The 23,377-nt window shown below is 40.6% G+C and carries 22 protein-coding genes and 1 pseudogene; 1 reads left to right on the forward strand and 22 read right to left on the reverse strand.

What is annotated here, in order from left to right:
- Positions 1-233 precede the first annotated feature (233 nt).
- Entirely contained in the window at positions 234-1,076 is an 843-nt protein-coding gene (locus G622_RS0110035) for an Rpn family recombination-promoting nuclease/putative transposase (RefSeq protein ID WP_026510609.1), read from the forward strand.
- Between the two features lie 117 nt (positions 1,077-1,193).
- Here the strand turns inward: G622_RS0110035 and G622_RS0110040 are convergent, their stop codons facing one another.
- The 22 genes and pseudogenes from G622_RS0110040 to G622_RS0110145 all read right to left on the reverse strand — a co-directional run.
- Positions 1,194-2,036 (reverse strand): hypothetical protein, encoded by an 843-nt coding sequence (locus G622_RS0110040; protein ID WP_026510610.1) that lies wholly within the window; start codon positions 2,034-2,036, stop codon positions 1,194-1,196.
- Positions 2,037-2,274: 238 nt separating this feature from the next.
- Positions 2,275-3,030, reverse strand: coding sequence for a class B sortase (locus G622_RS24605; RefSeq protein ID WP_049945787.1), 756 nt, complete (start codon positions 3,028-3,030; stop codon positions 2,275-2,277).
- Positions 3,031-3,072: 42 nt separating this feature from the next.
- On the reverse strand, positions 3,073-4,125 hold the full coding sequence (locus G622_RS0110050; protein WP_026510611.1) for an LCP family protein: 1,053 nt from the start codon (positions 4,123-4,125) through the stop codon (positions 3,073-3,075).
- 3 nt (positions 4,126-4,128) lie between these two features.
- Positions 4,129-4,686, reverse strand: a complete 558-nt coding sequence (locus tag G622_RS0110055) for a hypothetical protein (RefSeq protein ID WP_155831453.1) — start codon at positions 4,684-4,686, stop codon at positions 4,129-4,131.
- 11 nt (positions 4,687-4,697) lie between these two features.
- Positions 4,698-5,561, reverse strand: a complete 864-nt coding sequence (locus tag G622_RS0110060; protein ID WP_026510613.1) for a polysaccharide biosynthesis tyrosine autokinase — start codon at positions 5,559-5,561, stop codon at positions 4,698-4,700.
- Between the two features lie 80 nt (positions 5,562-5,641).
- Positions 5,642-6,364 (reverse strand): YveK family protein, encoded by a 723-nt coding sequence (locus tag G622_RS0110065; RefSeq protein ID WP_044913139.1) that lies wholly within the window; start codon positions 6,362-6,364, stop codon positions 5,642-5,644.
- 54 nt (positions 6,365-6,418) lie between these two features.
- Complete coding sequence (locus tag G622_RS0110070; RefSeq protein WP_026510615.1) at positions 6,419-7,147, reverse strand: CpsB/CapC family capsule biosynthesis tyrosine phosphatase; 729 nt, start codon at positions 7,145-7,147, stop codon at positions 6,419-6,421.
- Between the two features lie 132 nt (positions 7,148-7,279).
- The gene (locus tag G622_RS0110075; protein WP_026510616.1) at positions 7,280-7,462 is read right to left on the reverse strand and encodes a DUF4250 domain-containing protein; all 183 of its coding nucleotides are present in this window, start codon (positions 7,460-7,462) and stop codon (positions 7,280-7,282) included.
- Between the two features lie 186 nt (positions 7,463-7,648).
- A complete protein-coding gene (gene clpB, locus G622_RS0110080) occupies positions 7,649-10,234 on the reverse strand; it encodes an ATP-dependent chaperone ClpB (RefSeq protein WP_026510617.1) in 2,586 nt (861 codons plus the stop codon).
- 213 nt (positions 10,235-10,447) lie between these two features.
- Positions 10,448-11,086, reverse strand: coding sequence for an HdeD family acid-resistance protein (locus G622_RS0110085; RefSeq protein ID WP_026510618.1), 639 nt, complete (start codon positions 11,084-11,086; stop codon positions 10,448-10,450).
- Between the two features lie 105 nt (positions 11,087-11,191).
- Entirely contained in the window at positions 11,192-11,803 is a 612-nt protein-coding gene (gene yihA / locus G622_RS0110090) for a ribosome biogenesis GTP-binding protein YihA/YsxC (protein WP_026510619.1), read from the reverse strand.
- A gap of 57 nt (positions 11,804-11,860) precedes the next feature.
- Positions 11,861-13,135: an ATP-dependent Clp protease ATP-binding subunit ClpX gene (gene clpX, locus G622_RS0110095; protein WP_026510620.1), complete on the reverse strand. Its 1,275-nt coding sequence runs from the start codon at positions 13,133-13,135 to the stop codon at positions 11,861-11,863.
- Between the two features lie 32 nt (positions 13,136-13,167).
- Positions 13,168-13,773, reverse strand: a complete 606-nt coding sequence (gene clpP, locus G622_RS0110100) for an ATP-dependent Clp endopeptidase proteolytic subunit ClpP (protein WP_026510621.1) — start codon at positions 13,771-13,773, stop codon at positions 13,168-13,170.
- Between the two features lie 175 nt (positions 13,774-13,948).
- Entirely contained in the window at positions 13,949-15,397 is a 1,449-nt protein-coding gene (gene tig / locus G622_RS0110105) for a trigger factor (RefSeq protein WP_026510622.1), read from the reverse strand.
- Positions 15,398-15,689: 292 nt separating this feature from the next.
- Positions 15,690-16,244, reverse strand: coding sequence for a CYTH domain-containing protein (locus tag G622_RS0110110; RefSeq protein ID WP_044957458.1), 555 nt, complete (start codon positions 16,242-16,244; stop codon positions 15,690-15,692).
- 200 nt (positions 16,245-16,444) lie between these two features.
- A complete protein-coding gene (locus G622_RS0110115) occupies positions 16,445-16,996 on the reverse strand; it encodes a DJ-1 family glyoxalase III (protein ID WP_026510624.1) in 552 nt (183 codons plus the stop codon).
- 79 nt (positions 16,997-17,075) lie between these two features.
- Entirely contained in the window at positions 17,076-18,650 is a 1,575-nt protein-coding gene (locus G622_RS0110120; RefSeq protein WP_026510625.1) for an extracellular solute-binding protein, read from the reverse strand.
- Between the two features lie 99 nt (positions 18,651-18,749).
- A complete protein-coding gene (locus G622_RS0110125; RefSeq protein ID WP_026510626.1) occupies positions 18,750-19,790 on the reverse strand; it encodes a LacI family DNA-binding transcriptional regulator in 1,041 nt (346 codons plus the stop codon).
- On the reverse strand, positions 19,783-21,318 hold the full coding sequence (malQ, locus tag G622_RS0110130; protein ID WP_026510627.1) for a 4-alpha-glucanotransferase: 1,536 nt from the start codon (positions 21,316-21,318) through the stop codon (positions 19,783-19,785). The genes G622_RS0110125 and malQ overlap by 8 nt, the downstream gene beginning before the upstream one ends.
- Before the next feature lie 45 nt (positions 21,319-21,363).
- Positions 21,364-22,290 (reverse strand): carbohydrate kinase family protein, encoded by a 927-nt coding sequence (locus tag G622_RS0110135; protein ID WP_026510628.1) that lies wholly within the window; start codon positions 22,288-22,290, stop codon positions 21,364-21,366.
- A gap of 36 nt (positions 22,291-22,326) precedes the next feature.
- On the reverse strand, positions 22,327-22,929 hold the full coding sequence (locus G622_RS24610; RefSeq protein ID WP_049945788.1) for a TetR/AcrR family transcriptional regulator: 603 nt from the start codon (positions 22,927-22,929) through the stop codon (positions 22,327-22,329).
- 204 nt (positions 22,930-23,133) lie between these two features.
- Positions 23,134-23,377, reverse strand: a pseudogene (locus G622_RS0110145) (IS1634 family transposase); the annotation flags it as partial.

Below are 23,377 nucleotides of genomic sequence, written 5' to 3' on the forward strand. Positions count from 1 at the left end.
AGTCATGGCTGCACTCCTTCTGCCTATATTATACGTTAATAACGTATAGCAAGAAACATCATTGTAAATTAAATTATTTTTGTATTTTTTACTTGATTTATGATTTCAGATATGTTACTTTACTCTAGCATCATTTCTGATGCCTCCGATTTGAATTCATTCATTCGGAATTCCCAATTAATATTATTTGTGCACAATAATGGACTATTACAAATAATTACAAAGGAGATTTTATGTTATATGAAGGAATGGCTTCTACCCTTGAAGTTCAGTATCAGTACATGAACGCAACGGGAGAAGTAAGATACAATATGACCAATGATTATATGTTCCGTATGGTTTTGCAGCGCGATAAAAACACTCTGATCAATCTCATTAGCAGTGTTCTCGATATTCCAATCCATACAATCCAGGATGTGAAGATTGAAAATGTAGTTGAACCCGGAGCAAGTATAAATAACAAGGAATATCAGCTGGATATATTGGTTATGCTAAATGGGAATACTTATATCAATCTTGAGATGCAGGTAATCAATTACGACAACTGGACAGAACACTCTCTGTCATACTTATGCAGAAGATTCGACAATGTCGCTCGAGGCAAAGACTACTCATTAGTCAAACCCGTTTATCATATTGGATTTCTTGATTACACTCTATTTAAAGATCACCCGGAATTCTTTGCCAAGTATCAGATAAGGAATGCACAGGACGGCTACCTGTATACTGACAAATTCAATCTCTATGTGATAGAATTAAATAACATAGATTTATCATCCGAATACGATAAGCGTCTCGGAATTGACAATTGGGCAAGGTTATTTAAAGCAACCACATGGGAGGAAATACAGATGATCGCAGAAGACAATCCTTCAATGAAATCTACAGCTGAATCCATTTTTCTTTCTAACTCAGCCTTTGCCATTCAGGAACAATGTCGCGCAAGAGAAGACGCAATAGCTCATGAAAAGCATCAGAAGGAGCTCATAGATTCTTTGACAGATGAAAACAAATCTCTATCTGACGAAATAGCAAGACTTTCAAAACTTCTTGAAGAGAATAACATAGCTCATTAACAAATCTAACAGGATTAAAAATAATTTATCTTGTGCTCTACTTAACTATAAAAACCTCCCTTGCGTCTGCAAAGGAGGTTCTATACTTTTTATAAATCAACTTATCACCACACTGTCTCAATTCATCTTAATAAATGCAAATGTTCCAGCCTTAAATACTGTACATACTACATGACCATCTCGAACCTGATCTACCTGGATTTCCTTCCATGTTCCGTTTGGTCCAAGCTGATATACTCTGTAAATATCACCATTTAATGCACCATATACCTTAAAGTCTACCTGAGCTGTACTGAAACGAACTCCGGGAGCATAGGTCTCAACTACGTTCTTAACCTTACCGCCAATGCCTGCTGCCAAAACCTGAGCTGAAGATACTTTTCCGCTTGTTGACTCTCTCATTGTAAAGGTAGCTCTTGTGGGCTTCCCATTAAGGATAAGTCTGCCACCCTGACCTACAGGTGTTGTGCATCCAAGACCGGGAGCATTAAGAACTGTATGTACGAAAGGTGGCTCTGATACAGAATTTCCACTGTTTGAAGCAAGTACCTTTTTAACAGTTACCTTTGGCTTTTTATTGTTGCCATTTGCCTTAACGGTAACCGTGATGTTGGTCTCTTTCTGAGCCATCTCGATTACTTTATCGTACAGTTTGCTAACCTGGGTTTGGAGATCATCTATTCTTCTGTCCATCCGAGGAATAACGGTATTTTCATATACATCTACCTTACCCTTAAGTTCGCCAAGTTCCTTACCGGTCTGATAACCTTTATTGTATCCGTCGTCGTTGCCTTCTTTCCAACCACGACTGTAACCTTGTGCATCACCCTCAGCCTTTCCATTTCTATAAGCCTGGGCAACAGGTGAAGGTAATTCAATCTCATCAGTGGCTGCAATTGCCGCACTCGGAGTAGTTATAATAATTGCTCCCGCCAACATTAAAGCAAGTATTCTTTTCATAACAGTTCCCCTTTCTGTACCTAAGTACAAACTCATAAGAATAACCTTGATTTTATTTTATCAAAAATCCGACACATAATCTAATTAAATAATTATAAACTATGCATAAATACTAGCTTTTCATTAACTTTATAACGATTAATAGGCGCACTTACTCTTGGAAGCTCTTTCCGTTATTTTATGCAGGTTCAAAGCTTACTCACCAATGATATATAAATCATTACACGACCAATTTAGCTCATTCTTCAATATTGTTATCTGTCATATCACGATTGATGGTTCCTGCCTCATCTCCCACAAGGCATCCCACAACAACCCACTGTTTATCAGGATTCTCTGGATCAACCGTCGTCAGGCTGACAAGAAAATTATCCGGGGTCGCACCCTTTTCCCAGCCATCTCGTATATTAGTTTCTGAATTCCAGTCCTTCTTCATATCATCCAGATATCTCTGGCAATCAGCAGTATCAGTAAAATCATACTGAAGCATAACATCATTATTATCCCTTGAATACGCAGTCCATACTTCATATGTAAGAGTATTACCGGGGATTGCAATCATAAACTCTTCATGCTTGTTGAAAAAATCATCATCAGCAAAATTCCAAAGCTCGGAGAACATATCTCCATCCTTATTTGTGGAGCCATGAATTATAGTATTAAAATCACACATATCCATAAGGTTACAGGATTCAATATAAATCCCACCCTTTTTGCTCTTCTTTTTTCCTGTGATATCATGGGTCTGATAAAAAGTATCATCCCCATCAATATTCTGAGCGATAGGATAATCAATATTCGTATCAGGAACTATCAGCCATCCGAAAATATCAGGATTTTCCTGAATAAGTTCCTCAGACACCTTTTTCTTATCTTCACTATTTAATGAACGATTTGCGCAAGACGTAAGAATCACCGCCATGCTCATACCTATGAGAAAAAATCCCCCATGTTTTAGCATTTTATATGCTGTCCATTCTTTATTTCGGCTCATACTGTAAAAACCTTTAGGGCAAAAATAAAATTTCCCCTTCCTTTACATCTTTACTTTTTCATAAAAAACGTCCAAAAACATATTGTACATATAATCTTCATCCGGATAAAACTCTTCAAATCTCTCTCCAAGTCTTGTCTCACCCTTCAAAAGAATAAGGCTGTTATCATCGAACTTATAACCGGAGACTGTAGATGCTATATATGAAAGCTGATCTGCTGAAACATCTGTTACCATCTGCTTACTGATTGCCTGGTAAATATCAACCGCAATGGTAGGGTGTTCTTTTGTCTCTTCTATTACTTTTGAAATAAAGGAAGTCAAGTATTCCTTCTGTCTATCAAGCCTCTTGTCAGCAGATCCTATCTGTGTATCATCCCTGTCCCTCAAAAATGCAAAGGCAGCCTCACCGTCTAAATGAGTCTCTTCTCCGGCTTTAAAGGTGTAATCACCGCTCTCAAAATCTTTATCAGGTACCAGATCAACTCCGCCTACTTCATCATTAATCGTTTCAATTGCGCTCATATTTATTGCAGCATATCCATGTATGGGAAGCTGATAAAACAGATTGCTCACCGCTCTTTTCTGAAGTTCACATGAACCCTCGACACCGTCTCCAAAGCCATGCTGAACAGCTATCTGTGCTTTGATGGTATTTATAAAATTCCCATATTCATCATACATCTCAACATCAGCCATTGTATTTCTGTTGATAGCAATAACCTTCGTCGTTTCATTGTGCGGATTAAAGACAACAAGAAAAAGTGCATCCGCCTGTCCACCGTTAATCTCACCATAAACAGGGGTCACTTCTTCATCTCTCTTATCTATTCCCATAATGAGAAAAGTCAGAATGTCATCGTTATAATCATAGATTTCCCCATTATGTTTAACCCAGTCGTCCTGCCACTGAATCGCATTTTCCTCCTTGGTCAGCACCTCGGTACTGGTAGTTACCGGTGCACTTACTGCATTTTTCTCCTTAAGGCCGGACTTACCAATCACCCTTGTAACCTCAAAGATTCCAAGGCCGATCAAAACCACAGAAACCACTATGCACCATATAAGCAGGATTTTGTTAACGCGATTTTTCATACCTTAATTACCTGTCTGCCCGCTCTCCTGTGTATCACCGGATTCGCCATTTTCAGAATTTTCACCCTGAGATTCGCTTTCAGAAGTTTCCTCCTCAGAGTCTTCACTGTACTGAGTATATCCCTCTGTATCAAAGCCGCCCTGACCAAAGCTCTCATTTGATGCTTCACCGGAAAAAGAGCCAAAGCCTTCTGAATCTGTCATTACACCACTTTCCAGCCCGTCCAGTTCAGCAATATTTGCATTGAAAATTCTTGACTGTTTCGTAACATTACCGGACCTGTCGCTGACTGCATAATAAACAACAGCAGAACTCTGCTCCTTATTAAGAATTGTCTTCTCAACAACTATGCGGTCAGTAATATCTCCATCAACTGCATCATAGGCCATGACACCATTTAGAAGATCAGCTTCCTTCGTGGTACCATCGTATACCATATCAAGTGATGAAAATCTCATTTCAGGCGGATTTTTGTCTGACATGTTATAAAACCAGACTATAAAAACAGCCATCACTATACTTCCCATTGTGAAGAAAAACGCCAAAATATTACTTTTCACTTAGAACTCCTTTAGTCCTTTCTGACTACGCCTTCTATGTAGTCAAGTTCATCGAGATCGTTCTTAGAACTTGCAGGTCTTTGCACCGGCTTTTCATTTACTTTTTGAGGCTGAAGTGTCCTCTTGGGATTTCCTCCGGTCATGCTTGCATTTCCCTGAGAGTCATCTTTCCCATAATATCTGCCGTAGTACTTACCATAATACTTACCGTAATATTTACCATAGTGACCGTATACGCCTCCGGTCATATCGACCTTATTGAGCACTGCTCCGATGACCTTAGCACCTGCCTTGTCCAGCTGACTCTTAACCCTCTGGGCAAATCTGTAGCTAATTGCATTATCCTCTATAACCATCACGGTTCCATCGCACTGCTTGGCGATAACAGCAGCATCAATAACGCTTCCAAGAGGCGGCGTATCGATTATAATATAGTCAAAAACATTTTTCATATTGTCAAGGATCTTGCTGAAAATCTGTCCTCCCAATAATTCACTGGGGTTTGGCGGAATCGGCCCTGAAAAGATAACATAGAGATTTGGTGTATCAGTTTCGCATATGACATTTGAAAGCTTCTCACGCCCTACGAGGCAATGTGTAAGTCCAAGTCTTACAGACCCGGTCTTATACCTTCCCACCATAACGGACTTTCTCATATCAGCGTCCACCAGAACAGTCTTTTTCCCTGCCTCAGCAAAGGCTCTTGCCAGCGCCATTGACACACTGGACTTTCCTTCACCAGGAGTACAGCTTGTTATTGAAACCGCTCTCACATCCTGACCGCTGAATTCCACATTACTTCGAAGAGTTTTGTATGCTTCCTTTATCTGATAGTTGTTTTCAGATTCGCTAAAATGAAGTGTTGTTTGTTGCATAGGCCCCCTCATACGTCAACATCACTGACATTTTCTACATTCTGCATGAAAAACCAATAATACTGGAAATATCCATTTAATCACTTGGACTTAGATTTACTGCGTTTCTTTTTGTTTGTCTGTTCGTCAGAAATCGCAGGAATCATGGCAAGAGTACTAAGTCCAAGATAAGCCTCAACATCATCACTTGATTTTATGGTGTCATCCATAAGATAGTTGAGGATAATAACAGCAGACACCAATACTACTGCTGCCAGTCCACCGATAAGTGTCCATTTTTTTGTACTCGGACTGTATTTTTCTGTAGGCATGTTTGCAAGCTCAGCGATATTAATGGCATCAATATCCATAACATTCTGAATATGTTTTGATGCAACCTCACGAACACAGTTGGCTTCCTTCATCGCCATCATCGGATCTGAATCCCTGACAGTTATCGCTACTATTCTCGTATCATCCGGCGTGCTTATTGAAACATGCTCATTAAATTCATCATAATCAACATCAAGGTGAAGTGTCTGAATAACCTCTTCAAGCACATAACGGCTTTTTATCAGCTGTGCATAATCCTGTGTGAGCTGAGTTGATATCTGCACATCTGAATAAGTTACTGTCGCACCCTCTTCCTTGTTCAATATATATATTTTCGTCGTGGAGGAATATAAAGGTGTAAGTACAAATCTACTTACAAAAAGACATAACAGGGCAAAGAACACGCCCGAGCTCAGGATAAGCCATGCTCTCCCCAGCAAAACTGCGAACAATTCGCCAAGATTAATTTCGATAACATCATCTTTTCCCATACGCCCCTCAATCGCTAAGCCATCACCTGGATATGATGAACTCAGACTAAAAAATCAGTATATTACTTCATTTCGCAATACCTTCATTGCATTGTCATGAAAAATCTGAAGCGCATATTCCTCACCAAGCTTCCCCTCCACAAAATCTCTGCAATCAAGAAGATGTGGCGCCCGGGATCCGTTATCATGCGCATCTGTTGCTACAAAATGCACCATGTGGCGCTTTAGAAGCTCCCTTGTAAAATGTCTGATTCCCAGGCCATACTTTCCCATGACACTATTTGCATTCACTTGAATGTAAATTCCCATATCCAAAAGCTCATCCACATATTTCACATGTTTAGCCATATCAGCATAACGCTCCACATGTGCCAGAATCGGTGTATATCCCGCCGATTGGACCGTATACAAAGCATTGTGTATCGTCTTATACATATCTGTAGGATGAAACTCTATCAGTACATATCCTGAATCCGCCAGTGTGGAAGCTCTGCCGCTTTCAAGATCTCTTACTGTGGAATCGCTGTAATATATTTCATTTCCGGGGAAAAGTTTAACATTGATGCCTTTTTCATTTGCTCTGTACATAAGCTCATTCGTATACTCAATCAAATGTGAAGGACTCACATTGTGATGCATCGGCTTATGATGCGGCGTAAGAATCATACCCTTAGTGCCCTCAGACAGCGCAGTCTGCAGCATCTTAAGACTGGTCTCCATATTTGGAGAGCCATCATCTACGCCCGGCAGAATATGGCAATGAATATCAATTGATGGAACCACGTAAAACTCCCCACAAAAAGTTGTACTTATACATAATTTATTTTACAACATATGGATTTCCTTATCAATAGAAACAAGCAGTAACTACAGCATCCCACACAGCATGAATACACTGTGTGGGATGTTGAAAATTTAAACAAATTTATTCTGTTCTTCGCTATAGGTATAGCCTATGTTTTCCAGCTTTTTTACAATATCATCAAGCTCCTGCTGTCCAATATCAAGACCTTCTGATAAATCTCCAAGACTTTTATAATTATCTCTAAGCTGTGTATTTATGTAACTAAGTAACATAACCGGATCCTTGGGAATCATATTCTGTTCCTTTCTACAACAAATCCTAAAGGGTACCGCCTAAGGTGATTCAACATGAGGAGGGGTCCATTTATGGGAAGAGTCCTGATGTCAAGGTCCCCTTTTGGACGGTTCACTGTTTCCATAATTTGCTTTACACTACCCTATAGTTTACTTACCAATCCTCGCAGTAAGCTACCCTACAATTTACTTAACAGCCCTCGCAGTAAGCTTATCGCCATCAACATCTATCTCTATTGTATCATGAGGTGATACCATATCTGCAAGTATGAGTTTGGCAGAAAGTGTCTCAACATGCTTCTGAACAAATCTCTTGACAGGTCTTGCTCCGTAATTTGCATCGTAGGCATTATCTGCAACGAACTTTTCAGCTGCAGGTGTCAGGCGTATGCTTATCTCTCTGTCTGAAAGTCTCTTGTTAAGATCATCAACTATGAGCTTAACTATACCACTGATGTTATCCCTGGTAAGTGGCTTAAACAGTATCATCTCATCAAGTCTGTTAAGGAACTCGGGTCTGAAATGAGCATGAAGTTCATTCATTGTCATATCCTCTGCTTCCTTGCTGATACTGCCGTCTTCCTGTATTCCGTCCAGAAGATAAGGTGCGCCGATATTTGAAGTCATGATAAGAATTGTATTCTTAAAGTCTACAGTTCTGCCTTGTGAATCAGTTACACGACCATCATCCAGTATCTGAAGAAGTACATTGAACACATCAGGATGAGCCTTCTCCACTTCATCAAAAAGCACTACAGCATAAGGTTTTCTTCTAACAGCCTCAGTCAACTGTCCGCCTTCCTCATATCCTACATATCCGGGCGGTGCTCCGATAAGTCTGGACACACTGTATTTCTCCATGTACTCACTCATATCAATTCTGACAATGTTATTTTCATCATCAAAAAGTGCCGCAGCAAGGCTCTTTGCCAGCTCTGTTTTACCTACACCTGTAGGTCCAAGGAACATAAATGAACCTATTGGCTTACCCGGATCCTTTATTCCTGCCTTGGAGCGCATGATTGCCTCTGAAACCTTTGTAACTGCCTCATCCTGTCCGATTACTCTCTTATGAAGCTCATCCTCAAGATGAAGTGTCTTGTTGCGTTCACTCTCTGTCAGTTTAGCAACGGGAATTCCGGTCCATCTGGATATTATCCTTGCAATCTCTTCGTCGGATACTCTCTCATGAACAAGGGACATATCTTTTTCTCCGACCTTGCGTTCCTCTTCCTCCAACTGTTTTTTCAGCTCGGGAATTCTACCGTATTGAAGCTCACTTGCTTTTTCAAAATTGCCATCTCTCTGTGCAATTGACAATTCACTATTTGCACTTTCAATCTGTTCACGGATTATAGCCAGCCTGTCTACAGCTTCCTTCTCATTGGTCCACTGGGCTTTTTGATTATCAAAATCAGCCTTAAGCTCAGCAAGTTCCTTCTGAAGATTAGCCAGTCTCTCCTTGCTGAGTGAGTCATCTTCCTTCTTAAGAGCAGTTTCTTCAATCTGCAGCTGCATTATTCTTCGATTGAGCTCATCAAGCTCTGCAGGCATGGAATCCATCTCTGTCTTTATAAGTGCACAGGCCTCATCCACAAGGTCTATTGCCTTATCCGGAAGGAATCTGTCGGATATATATCTGTTACTGAGAGTTGCTGCGCTGACAAGTGCAGAGTCCATGATCTTAACGCCGTGATAAACCTCATAGCGCTCCTTAAGTCCTCTCAAAATACTGATGGTATCTTCAACAGTAGGTTCTGATACCATTACAGGCTGGAAACGTCTCTCCAGTGCCGCATCCTTCTCAATATACTGTCTGTATTCATTAAGCGTAGTTGCGCCAATACAGTGAAGCTCTCCTCGTGCCAGCATAGGCTTTAACATATTTCCGGCATCAAGCGCTCCGTCTGTCTTACCTGCACCAACTATGGTATGCAGCTCATCAATGAAAAGAATGATCTCGCCGTCAGATTCCTTAACGTCCTGAAGAACTGCCTTAAGTCTCTCCTCAAACTCACCTCTGTACTTGGCTCCTGCAACAAGCGCTCCCATATCAAGTGAGAAAATCTTTTTATCTGCAAGTCCCTGTGGCACATCACCCTCAGCAATTCTCTGAGCAAGCGCTTCCACAACTGCTGTCTTACCAACGCCGGGCTCACCTATCAAAACCGGATTGTTCTTTGTTTTTCTTGAAAGGATCCTTATGACATTTCTTATCTCGGCATCTCTTCCTATTACGGGTTCAAGCTTTTGTGCTTTTGCCTTTGCCACAAGTTCAGTACCGTATTTTTCAAGGGTGTCATAGGTTGCTTCCGGATTATCAGATGTCACCTTCTGATTACCTCTTACTTCTGACAGCGCCTGAAGAAATCTGTTCCTGTCTATTCCAAAAGCCTGGAATATATTTATCATCTCTCTGTTTGGATAATGAAGCATTGCAAGAAAAATATGCTCAACCGATACATATTCATCTCCCATTGCCTTCATCTCATCTTCACTCTTAAGAAGAACCTTGTTAAGGTCTGCTCCCACATAAGGACTTCCTCCCTGAACTTTGGTCCTCTTCTTAAGTGCTTCATCCACCCTTGCAAGGAATACATTATTATCAATTCCCATCTTCTCGATGAGCTTTGGAACAATACTATCCTCTATTGTCAGCAGGCTATATAAAAGGTGCTCCTGTTCAATCTCCTGATTACCATAATCAAGAGCTACCTTCTCCATATTTTGAATGGCTTCAATTGATTTTTGTGTAAATTTATCTATTTTCATAACAACTACCTCGCTACTGCAGCTATTTCTAATTACCAACGATAATCAAAAATACTGCATTAGATATCGTTTGCGTTCTGTTCTACAACTGTTATAACATAATTATTAGCACTCGTCAACAGTGAGTGCTAATTTGGTACAAAGAAAAAAGCGGCTTATCACAGAATATTGAATTACTGAAGAAATTCTATATTCAATGATAAGCCGTTAATCTCAATCTATCTCTTTACCCTGGACATCGATTACTTCAATTCTTTCAGATGTCCCATTATTTACTTCTTTACTGTCAACATCAATGATTTCTTTTTTATTTACCTTATCAACCTTATGAATCCTTGAGATTATCCACAGATTAGATGCTCCATTATAAGCAAGTGCTGCTCCTATAATCTGCACAACATATTGCATGGAAGCTATTGGATTAAACAACAAGAATGCTCCTGCAGCTATTGTAAGCACTGCAAGGATCAGCGCTACCCACCAATTCTTATAGCTGTTTCTTCCAAGGCTCAGGGTTTCTCCAAGATTCATCAATCCGCTAAAGAGCATTATTACCCCGGCGATAACCGGAATAATTGATTCAAAGAATCCGGGATTAATTAATATCCACGCACCTACCACAGCCACTACCAGGCCGAATCCAAGAGAGCTGTTTCTTGCAAGAACATTCTGGTTCTTAGACAAAAAGCTGCTGATTATCGAAATGACTCCGGCTGCAAGAACCATTATTCCAATAGCCTTAGTCAGAATATTTAGCGTAGTTCCGGGGAGAAAAATCAAAACTGCGCCGACTAATATCAGCACAATCCCATCCAGTACAAAATTTCTTTTAAGTTTTACAAAAAATTCCATAAGAATCCCCTTTGACAGAATTATTTTTAATAATTTGATTCCTGGTTTTGCTCAGAAATTAGGTACTCTAAGAAATATCGAATCTCTGACTTCGGATGTAATACCTTACTCTTCCGAATCCTCCGGTTTACATTCCTCAAGAAGTGCATCCATAACTTCGTATATTTCTTCTCTTCCATCCTTACTCTGTGCAGAGAAAGGAAGAAGCACTCCATCCTCAGGCATTCCAAGAGTATCCTTTATCATGTTGAGATGCTTCTCAATCTGACTCTTTTTAATCTTGTCAGCTTTTGTTGCGATGATGATTGGCTTTGCTCCTGTAGCAACAATCCAGTCATACATCATCTTATCATTTGCAGAAGGCTCATGTCTGATATCTATCAAAAGAAAAACCTGCTTCAGCATCACAGATTTATTAAGATAGTTCTCAATCATCTTGCCCCACTGCTTCTTAACAGAATCAGGTACTTTAGCAAAACCGTATCCCGGAAGATCGACAAGATAAAACTCATTATTTATATTGTAATAATTAATTGTCTGAGTTTTACCGGGTTCCTGACTGACTCTCGCATAATGCTTACGATTCATCAGACCGTTGATCAGTGAAGACTTGCCCACATTACTCTTTCCTGCGAAGGCGAATTCAGGCTTGTCATTCTGCGGCAGCTTGCTTGTAATACCTATTACTGTCTCTAAATTTACGTTCTTTATAACCATATAAACCTCTATATTTTTGAAAAAGGCAGAGATGCATTGCATCCTCTGCCTTAAATTTTACTTTGCTGGTTTAAGCCTCTTAGCCTCATCCTTATAGACAATGAGAGGACTTGAGGTTCCATCTACAGATTCCTCAGTGACAACACACTCAGAGATGCTATCATCTGAAGGGATCTCGTACATTACGTCCATCATAGCTTTCTCCATAATGGATCTCAAACCTCTTGCACCTGTCTTTCTCTCATGAGCAAGCTCTGCAATCTTGCTGATCGCATCATCCTCAAAGGACAGCTTAACATCATCGAAATCAAACAGCTTCTGATACTGCTTAACAAGAGCATTTCTGGGCTCTGTAAGAATACGTACCAATGCCTCTTTATTCAATCCTTCAAGTGTAACGCATATCGGCACACGTCCTACAAATTCAGGAATAAGTCCGAACTTTGTAAGATCCTGAGGTGTAACTTCCTTAAGAACCTCACCAATCTCACGCTCACTCTTATCAGCAATCTCAGCATTAAATCCGATTGAATTGCGGTCAAGTCTGGCCTCAACAATCTTATCAAGGCCATCGAATGCCCCACCACATATGAATAATATGTTAGATGTATCAATCTGGATAAGCTCCTGATGAGGATGCTTACGTCCACCCTGAGGCGGAACGCTGGCGGTAGTGCCTTCAATTATTTTAAGAAGTGCCTGCTGTACACCTTCACCTGATACATCACGGGTTATGGAAACATTTTCGCTCTTCTTTGTAATCTTATCGATCTCATCGATATAGACAATACCGTACTGAGCTCTCTCAACATCATAGTCAGCTGCCTGAATGAGCTTTAACAGAATGTTCTCAACATCTTCACCGACATATCCGGCTTCTGTAAGAGTTGTAGCATCAGCAATAGCAAAAGGAACATTTATGATCTTTGCAAGCGTCTGTGCCAGATAGGTCTTACCTGAACCGGTAGGTCCTACCATTATTATGTTACTCTTCTGAAGTTCAACCTCGTCATCAGCGTTGTGAGACTGAGGTGCCATAACACGTTTGTAGTGATTATATACTGCTACGGACAGAACCTTTTTCGCTTCATCCTGACCAATAACATAATCATCCAGGAAATTCTTAATCTCAACAGGCTTCAAAAGATTAATGTCTTTATCGTCATGTGAGATAGGTTCATCCTCGAACTCTTCCTCGATAATATCTGCACAAATGTCTACACACTCGTCGCAAATATATACACCCGCAGGGCCTGCAATCAGTTTTTTTACCTGATTCTGTGTCTTGTTACAAAATGAGCAACGAATTTCACCGTTGTTTTTTCCTGCCATAATTTGTTTTTCCTTCTAAATTTCTAATTAAATTACTTATCCTTATCTTCGTCCTTAGGTCTTGACTCGATAACAGAATCGATAAGTCCGTATTCCATTGCTTCCTTAGCTGTCATCCAGTTATCACGCTCTGTATCAGCAGCTATCTGCTCATAAGGCTTACCTGTATTTTCGGATAAAAGTGTATTCAGTTTTTCTTTTGTACGGATGATGTGCTTAGCAGCAATCTCAATCTCCGTAGCCTGACCCTGAGTACCGCCAAGAGGCTGGTGAATCATTATCTCTGCATTGGGAAGAGCCATACGCTTGCCCTTTGCACCGCCTGCAAGAAGAAATGCACCCATACTTGCAGCCATACCGATACAAATAGTGCTGACATCGCACTTGATGTAATGCATTGTATCATATATAGCCATACCGGAAGTAATCTCACCACCGGGGCTGTTGATATACATATGAATATCCTTGCTGGGATCCTCTGCTTCAAGGAAGAGGAGCTGTGCAACAACTACACTCGCGGAAACAGAATTAACTTCTTCACCAAGGAAAACTATACGTTCCTTTAAAAGTCTTGAATAAATATCATATGAGCGCTCACCACGACTCGTCTGTTCTATGACATAAGGTATTAAACTCATTTAATCGCTTCCTCTCTATCTGTTATTATTTACAAATATACCAATCTATTATAACCCATAAAATCAATTTTACGCAACCTTGGAACAAATGTCGCATTTTAGCGGGATTTTGGTAGAAAAAACAACCCCCACCGATAAATAACCGGTAGGGGTAAATAGAATCACAGTATTTAAATTACTCTTCTTCCTTCTTAGCTGCTGTCTTACGTGTGCGCTTCGGCTTCTCCTCTGCTGCTGCATCGTCAGACTTCTTAGCTGCAGTCTTGCGTGTACGCTTCGGCTTCTCCTCTGCTGCATCATCAGACTTCTTAGCTGCTGCCTTCTTAGTCTTCTTAGTTCCAACTTCCTTAGCATTGTCAACAAGGAACTTAGCTGCCTTCTGAACAAGAAGATCATCCTTGAGAGATTTGATCTCACGGTCGCCCATGAGTTCCTGAACCTTCTCAACTTCCATGTTGTACTGCTTAGCCATTTTCTCAAGCTCTTCCTTGATCTCGTCCTCAGCGATCTCAAACTTCTCAGCTGCTGCAACTGCCTCAAGTACAAGTCTTGACTGAATACGCTCGATAGCCTGGGGCTTAACCTGCTCCATAAGCTGCTCTACAGTATTGCCTGTGTACTGCATGTACTGCTGCATGTTCATGCCCTGATACTGAAGTCTCTGAGCAAACTCATTAACGATCTGACGCTGCTGAGTCTCTACCATCTTCTCAGGAAGCTCCATCTCTGCATCCTCGATAACAGCCTTAACTGCGCTATCCTCGCGCTCTGCCTTAGCCTGAGCCTCTTTACGCTCTGCGATTTTCTTCTTTACATCTTCCTTGTACTCTGCAACTGTCTCAAAATCAGAAACATCACTTGCAAACTCATCATTAAGTTCAGGAAGCTCTCTTGTCTTGATGCCCTTAACTGTGCACTTGAATGTTGCAGCCTTGCCTGCAAGATCCTCTGAATGATAATCCTCAGGGAATGTTACGTTAACATCGCCCTCTTTACCAATCTCAAATCCGATAAGCTGCTCTTCAAATCCGGGGATGAAAGAACCTGATCCGATTGTAAGAGGATAATCTGTTCCCTTACCGCCTTCGAAAGGAGTTCCATCTACAAATCCCTCAAAGTCAAGAGTTACGATATCATTGTTCTCAACCTTACGATCTGTAACTTCGATTGTTCTTGCGTTTCTGTTACGCTCCTGATCGATCTCAGCATCAACTTCTTCGTCAGATACTTCAAGATCCATCTTCTCAACTTCAACGCCCTTATACTTACCAAGCTTAACTTCAGGCTTAAGTGCTACTGTAGCAGTAAAGATGAAAGGCTTGCCTGCCTCAAGCTGTGTTACGTCGATATCAGGATTTGATACAACGTCTTCACCGCACTCCTCAACTGCCTTAGGATATTCCTCATTGATGATGTCATTTGCAGCATCCTCAAAGAAGATCTCCTTACCGTACATACGCTCGATCATATGACGGGGAGCCTTACCCTTACGGAAACCAGGGATCTGAATCTTGCCCTTCTGCTTGTTGTAAACCTTGTCGATTGCCTTGTCAAAATTCTCAGATGCAACTTCGATTGTAAGCTTAGCCATGCTCTTCTCGAGCTTTTCTACTGATACGCTCATTGAATTATTATTCCTCCTATACTACCTATGAAATAAATCGTTTACACAACTGATTATTGTGCTGTTTTATCTATATTAAAGCGACCTGCGCTATAGACTTCGGCACAGTCGCCTAAAAATTATAGCACAGGTCTTTTTCTTTTTCCATATTAATTTGATTATTTGTAAGATTCCAAATTTCTAAAAATAAGAATCCGTAATAGCCCCGTCCATCGTAAGATGAAAACGTGTCTGACTCTTTAAAGCCAGATTTTCGAATAATTTTCCTTGTTATCGTTCGGAAAGTCCTACCTCAGTTAACGTTTTCTCTGCTCATGTGTGCGTTGCTGTATCTTACATCATCAGTTACATCCTCATCAAACCAGTCTGCAGGATTGTAATTTCTTGCCATATCCTCATTTGGGAATTCAACCTCAGCAAGAATCCTTCCATCAAAAGGAGCCTCGAACACATCAAGCTCAATTTTAATACCGCCTTCATCAGCAAGCTTTTGCACCTCTGGATGTGCTTTTTTATATTCCACAGTAAAAGCATCGCTATTTATCGGTATCAGATATCTCTTTTTTCTTATGACATTGCCATCTGACTTCTTCACGAGATGCTCGTAGGATTCTGCATCCAGAGGCATGTTATATTCTGTCTTGCCGATACCATCACTGCCTTCTGCATTAGCAGCCAGAAAATCTTTCTTTACCTTATAGGTCATATAGTAATGATTATCTTCACGTCTCACCCTTATAGCAGGGACAACATTAAGGTATCCCTGTTCGATAATATGCATCTTATACTTATCAAGATTTTCAGGAAGCTTTTTGACCGTGAATTTTCTTTCAATTTCTACTCCCATTTTATGCCTTGAAATTTATCTCCTTTTTATTTCTACACTCACACTTATGCCTTGGAAACTATCGCAATATTGCTACTCGCACTTTATGCCCTGTAAACTATCATAATATTGCTACTCGCACTTTATGCCCTGTAAACTATCATAATATTGCTACTCGCACTTTATGCCCTGTAAACTATCGTAATATTGCTACCCACGCATTATGCCCTGTAAACCACTTTCTTTCCAAGTTCATCTGCAGTTTCTTTTCCGCAGAAGCGCTCAACTATCGCAAGTCCAAATGCCAGAGCGGTTCCCATTCCGCGGCTTGTAAGAATATGACCGTCAACTGTTGTCTCAGTCATCTGCACATCAGCACCCTTAAGCTCTCCTTCAAGTCCGGGGAACACGCAGGCTTTTTTGCCATTTAACAAACCTGCTCTGCCAAAGATTCCGGGTGCAGCACATATTGCGCTGATATATTTTTTTGCATCATCAAAGGCTCTGATCTGCTCCATAAGCTTATCTGTTTTTTCAAGGTTAGTAGTTCCCGGCATTCCACCCGGAAGTACCAGCATGTCCATCTCATCAAATTTCACATCGCCTATCAGCTTATCAGCCTTAACCTCAATACCATGGGAGCCCTTCACAAAAACATCTTTCATAACTGAAACCATATCTATTGTGAGTCCCGCTCTTCTGCACAGATCCACCACTGTGAGAGCTTCAATCTCCTCAAATCCATCTGCCAGAAAAATTGCTATTTTTGCCATATTGTTCCTCCTCCATAAATGATAAGTATATTTTGCGGGCGATTTCCGCTTTTGCCCACAAAAAGTCATATATTTGCTTCTATCTGATATATTCTCCACTATCGTAACACTTGGCACGTTCCTCTAAAACTTCTTCAAGTCCAAGCTCCTTTAGTCGTTTATATTCCATTTCACTTGTTTTCTCAAAATCATCTCTTGGACAGCAAATCAGGTTATATGCATATTCAACCAATGCTTTATCAAGATTTATCTGATATTTTGCTTCAGATTCAAGAATTGCACTTGATACAGGAAAGGTAAAACGGTCTGTCACGCAGATATTATAAAAATTCTCAAACCATTCATAGTCCTCCCACTCACAGTTCTCAGCCCATGTTGAAATCTGAGCATTCTTATCATCCACAAAATCAAAATGAGCGTTAACTATGCAGTAATCATCCGGGTTCCCGGGATATCCATGTGAAAACAGGTCTTCCCTGGACATAGCCATGGCTGCTCCGCTTTCTGAAGTAAGGTGATCCGGCGTAAAATTCACCATTTCTGCATTTTGTGGATCAGAAAGCCAATTAAGATATTTCATTGCGGCATCTGTCTTATCCCTGCTTGCTGCAGAAACCATGATATACATTCCATGATCAGGTTCCGTTACATTCCGATATTTCCCGTCTGCTCCTTCAAAGCACAAAACCGGTACATATTTTGCCGAAGGATCCTTTTCCTTCAGCTTTGAAATAGAGGAAAATGGACGAGTGGAATCATCCACAATGAATCCGGCTCTGCCACTATCTACCGAGCTGATAAATAATGAATTGTCCCTGTCAGCCGTAAAATCAAGGGTAATCAGTCCATCATTATACAGCCTGTTCAGTTCTTTTAATCCCTCAAGGGCGCCTTCTGCTACAACCATATATCTTTCTGAGTATATGAAAGCATCCCGCTCAGTAAGCTCACCCACAAATGAGTTCACAAAACTCTGATAGAATCTTTCTGAATTTATATCTCCGCCCATAGCCCACGGAATCACATCACTCACTCCGCCGGGATCATTTTTCTTTACAGCATATAGATAATCTATAAGCTCCTCTTTGGTTGACGGCACATTCATTCCAAGTGCATCACACCAGTCTTTTCTTATATAAGCAACATGTCTTGGTTCCTTGAAACCTCTGCGCTTAAGTATCGCCACCTGATGATCATTATAAATTCCCATATGCTGGATATCACCAATGTATTTATTAATATCCTTCCCATATTTCTTATAGGAATCTGTAAGGTCTGCAACTTTCCCCTGCCTTGCCAAATACCCGAATTCAGAGGGTGTATAAGTAAAAAGTATATCCGGTGCGGTGCCATTATCAATCATCCTGTTGATCTCATCATCAGAGTTTTCACGTTTAACGCTTACAAAATGCAAATCTATGCCGCATTCTTCCTTTACTTTTGCCCTTATCCAGTTAGCAAGAGTATTATTATCAGCATCATAGCCAGCAGGAAAGTTGCCCCTGTCCCAGACCATGCAGGTAATTGAATTGACATCCCTATCAGCAGGAGAATTTATTATTTCCTCCTGTTTTGGTTTCTCCGAACATCCGGAACTAATAAATAATGAAATCGCCATAAATAAAGCACTGAAAGCTCTGATTTGTTTCACCATGGCATACCCTCATAAATCACTTGTATACTGACAATTTGGTTAATTATGAGTGAGACAGCACACAAGTCCCACCAGATCAATACACCGCAATTAAGTTTTTCATCCCAACCGCTTTGCCGTTGACTCCCCGACCGAAAGCTCTGCGGGAAAAACAATATGACGGTGACTGCTTCTGGATTCAATTATGTCAAACAGAAGCTTAACGGTTTCTCTTGAAATCTGGTCGAGAGGTTGCCTGATCGTCGTAAGCCTTGGATTTATGTATCTCCCGATCTGCATTCCGTCAAAACCGCAAACACTGATATCCTCAGGCACTCTCAATCCGGCGTCTGCTATTGCTCTCATCGCTCCTATTGCAAGCAAATCCGTCGCACAAAAAACCGCAGTGAATTCCTTTCCCGAGGAAAGCATCCTCTGCATTGTTCTGTATCCGTTTTCTACTGAAAAATGCTCCATGTTCTGATCAACGTAGAAGATCAGATCATCATCCACCGGCATCCTTCTGTCAACAAAAGCATCTCTATATCCTTCAAGTCTCAGATGTCCTACAGACCTTCGACCCATTGCTTCCGTAATTATAGCTATTTTCATATGTCCCAGGTTCATCAGATACTGAGTCATATGCATTGCTTCGAGCCTGTCATCAACAGAAACTGTTGAAAACTCCGCCCTGTCTCCTTCTCCAAGATATGAGGCGCCTATCGTTGAAAACACCATAGGTATTTTTAGCTCACTAAGTTTTGCTCTTGACTGCTCGGAACCGCCTCCAAGAAATATGATTCCTCTAAGTCTTTTCTCAGTTTCAAGCTCCATCGCAATATCTGCTTCTTCCTGATCCGCCTCCACATGCCTTAAAACCAGAGCATATTTCTGTCTGTCTATTTCCTGCTCAATGATATCTATCATCGGAGAAAAAAAGGGATTAGTAACTCCCTTTATAAGTACACCGATGCATTTAGCATCGGTGCGCTTTAAATTTCTTGCGCTGTCATTAGGAACAAAACCTGTTTCTCTAATGACAGCCTGTATTTTTTCACGGGTTTTGGCACTGACATCCGGATGTCCATTTATAACCCTGGACACCGTACTGACGCCGACTCCGCATTTTTTTGCTACATCAACAATAGTAATTTTAGACATTCGCACTTCTTCCGTAAGTCTTAGCCATATCAAGCATGCGCTCAGCGAGCTCATCAGTACATGCATCGCTCTTCATGCGCCATGTCCAGTTATTGCCAAGAGTTGACGGAGTATTTATTCTGGCTTCTTTTCCAAGTTCAAGATAATCCTGCATAGGAATAATTGCAGTATTTGAAACTGAGGAAAAGCATGCACGTATAAATTCCCAGACTACTCCTTTGTTTGACTTGATATTAAGGTACTTCTTTGCAAAATTCTTATCAGTTCTCGGAATAGTGTTATACCATCCAAGAGTTGTATCATTGTCATGTGTTCCGGTATAAACAATACTATTCTGAACATAGTTATGAGGAAGATAATCGCTCTCTTCTCTTGCATCGAAAGCAAACTGCAATATCTTCATTCCCGGGAACTTGGTTCTCTTAACAAGAGCTATAACAGAAGGTGTGAGGTATCCCAAATCCTCAGCAATAACTCTGAGCTCTCCCAGTTCTTTTTTCATAACTTCAAATAGCTTGTAACCGGGTCCCTTAACCCACTTGCCATTCTCTGCAGTAGGTTCGCCAAACGGAATTGAATAATATTCATCAAAACCGCGGAAGTGATCGATTCTTACCACATCATAAAGCTTGTAGCAGCCTTTAATACGATTCATCCACCACTTGAAGCCTGTTTTCTCATGATATTCCCAATCATATAAAGGATTGCCCCAAAGCTGTCCGGTTTTACTAAAAGCATCAGGCGGGCATCCCGCAACCGCGATGGGCATATTCTCCTCATCAAGCTGGAACAGCTCCGGATTAGCCCAGGTATCAGCTGAGTCAAAGGCAACATAAATCGGAATATCGCCTATAATATCAATGCCTTTTTTGTTGGCATAATTTTTTAATTCAAACCACTGCTTCATGAACAGGAACTGGATGAACTCATGCAGTCCTATCATGTCTTCATATTTCTTTTTAGCTTCCGCAAGTGCCTCAGGTTTTCTGAGTTTCAGATCCTCGGGCCACTCGATCCAGCTAAGTCCGCTGTAACGCTGCTTTAATGCCATATACAAAGCATAGTCAGGAAGCCAGTCTTCATTTTCCTTTACAAAAGCATCAAACTCTGTCTTAAATTCAGGGACAGGCTCCTTTGTAGAGGTTGTAGACAACCCCGCATTCACATATGCCGAATAAAGCACTTCATATCTTTTCTTGAAAAGTCTTTCATAATCTACGGATAATTCATCAGCACCAAAGTTAACCTTATCTACTTCTTCCTTTTTCAGGAATCCCATGTCGATCAGCTTTTCAAGGTCTACATAATATGAATTTCCCGCATAGGTTGAAAATGACTGATAAGGTGAATCACCATAACTTGTAGGACCAAGTGGTAAAAGCTGCCAGTAACTCTGACCTGCTTTTGCAAGAAAATCCACAAATTCGTATGCTTCCTTTGAAAAGGCGCCAATTCCGTATTTGGACGGAAGACTGAAAATCGGCATAAGCACGCCGCATGCTCTTTTATTTTTTACTTTTTTAGCCATGTCCCTCATTCCTTTTTTTCAATCAGATTCAAGAAACCAAAAGAATTATAGTCCGTTATCTCTAATACCCCATATCAGGTTACGCCACTGCTCCATCTGCTCTGTAGTCATGAAGCCATTGGAAGTACCCATATATCCAATCTTGTAGGATGAGAAAAGAAGGGCATTCTTAATAGAGTTGACTGAATCCTCCGTCTCCTGATAATAGTGCAGAAAACATGCAAATAATGCATTACCTGCACCAACCGTATTAACTATTTCATTTGTTTTAACTGTTTTATAATCAGCGATAAAACCGCCTTTTTTGTCAAAGAGAATAACACCCTTGGATCCGCGACCCATAATTATTATCTCTGTTCCATAGGTTTTGCTTATTCCTCTTATAAAATCGTAGGGATCTTCCTCAAGCTGATCATCCGAAAAATAAAGAATGGATGCAGCATCAAGAAAATCTCTGTTATACTTTTCTTTTTCCCTGCAGAAATTTCGAATATTAACAGCAAGCTTTTTATTATTCTCAGCCGCTGCAACAGCAAAAGGCCTGCAGAAATTGGCATTTGCAAGAACTACCATATCAGCCCAACCTGCAAGAGGTGCGAACATGGACATATCGTAAACCTTGTCGCGCAGATCCTTGATATCCTCAAATATCTGTCTTCTGCGCTCTTTATCATAAAGAATTACACAGGTAGGGGTCTCCTCCATCTGCTGGACAACGTACTGTGTAGAGAGTTCAATCTTAGATCCGGGCGGATTAAGATCATCGACAGATTTGTCACGCCCTATGATCGACATAAACTCAACCTCATCACCCAGCCATCTGAGTGCCAACGATTCATTGTAAGCATCACCACCAAGTCCAGTGTAAATGGAATTAACCTCAGTTGTAAGCGGTGCATACTCTATCGGAACCTTGCTGACTCTAACGATTGTCTCGACCTGCGTGATACCTGCTACGACGAATTTTCCCATGTGTGCCTCCTTTGAAACCCGGTATTAAACCGTTTGTTAATCGTACGACATCGCACGAAGCATGTTCATGTATTTCAAAACCTCTTCATAATAGCCATCCGGCTGGAAAACACCCTCCCGGAACATTCTTTCGAGAATTTCCTTATTTACCATCTGTATCATGTCATCAATAATCTGATAGTTCACTTCCGGTTTAAATCTTGTTATATCACCTCTGTCGAGAATACTGCGTATCATCGCCTCGTAGTTCTGCCTTGTCTGCAATATGGCCGATGCAGCTTCCGGCGTATCCTCAATCCCTGCATTATATAAAAAAAGCTGAATATACGGATACTGTCCCATGCAAATTGATAATACTCTTTCAATTTCCTCTCTTATTTTGAAAAAATCGGTGATATCCCTCGATACTCCTGTCGTGATCTCCAAATTGATAACACGGATACTGTAATCATAAATAAACTGATACAATCCAAGCTTAGTCTCAAAATAGTGAAAAATAAGTCCCTTGCTTATACCTGCCATTTTGACAATATCATCAGTGCTGGCGTGCATATATCCGCCAAGGGCAAACGCCCTGAGTGCAGCATTAATGATACGATCCTGCTTTTCTTTTTTAAGATCAAAAAATTTTTCGTTCATGAAAAACGTATCTCCTAAAATTGACCGGACTAGTCCATTTCAATATAGCATTTTAAGTGTATTTTTTCAATGATTTCGCTTCAAATGCTTTTCTTATCTGATAAATTCCCATCTTTGACAGTTGATGTATATAAAAAGTCTCACAACCCTTGTATATAGGGCATTGTGAGACTTTTTCTCTTCGTTTTGAAGTATAGTATTTTTTTACTTCCCTTTACTTTTCTTTTGGATTGTTTTCATCTGGCTTTTGGTTATGAACTCATAGTCGGTACGGAAGCCGCATGCTTCATGCAACTTATCGGTAAGTTTTGTCCTACGATAGGTAGGCATGAATCCCTGTTCTTTAATGTCTGCAAAATTCATCCCCCTAAGTGTGCTCAAGATCTCGTCGCAAGTATAACTGTCATCGATACGCATCTCTAAGTATCTGTAGACGATAAGAGCAAGG

The organism is Butyrivibrio sp. LC3010 (genome assembly GCF_000424385.1).
Classification (GTDB): Bacteria; Bacillota; Clostridia; order Lachnospirales; family Lachnospiraceae; genus Butyrivibrio.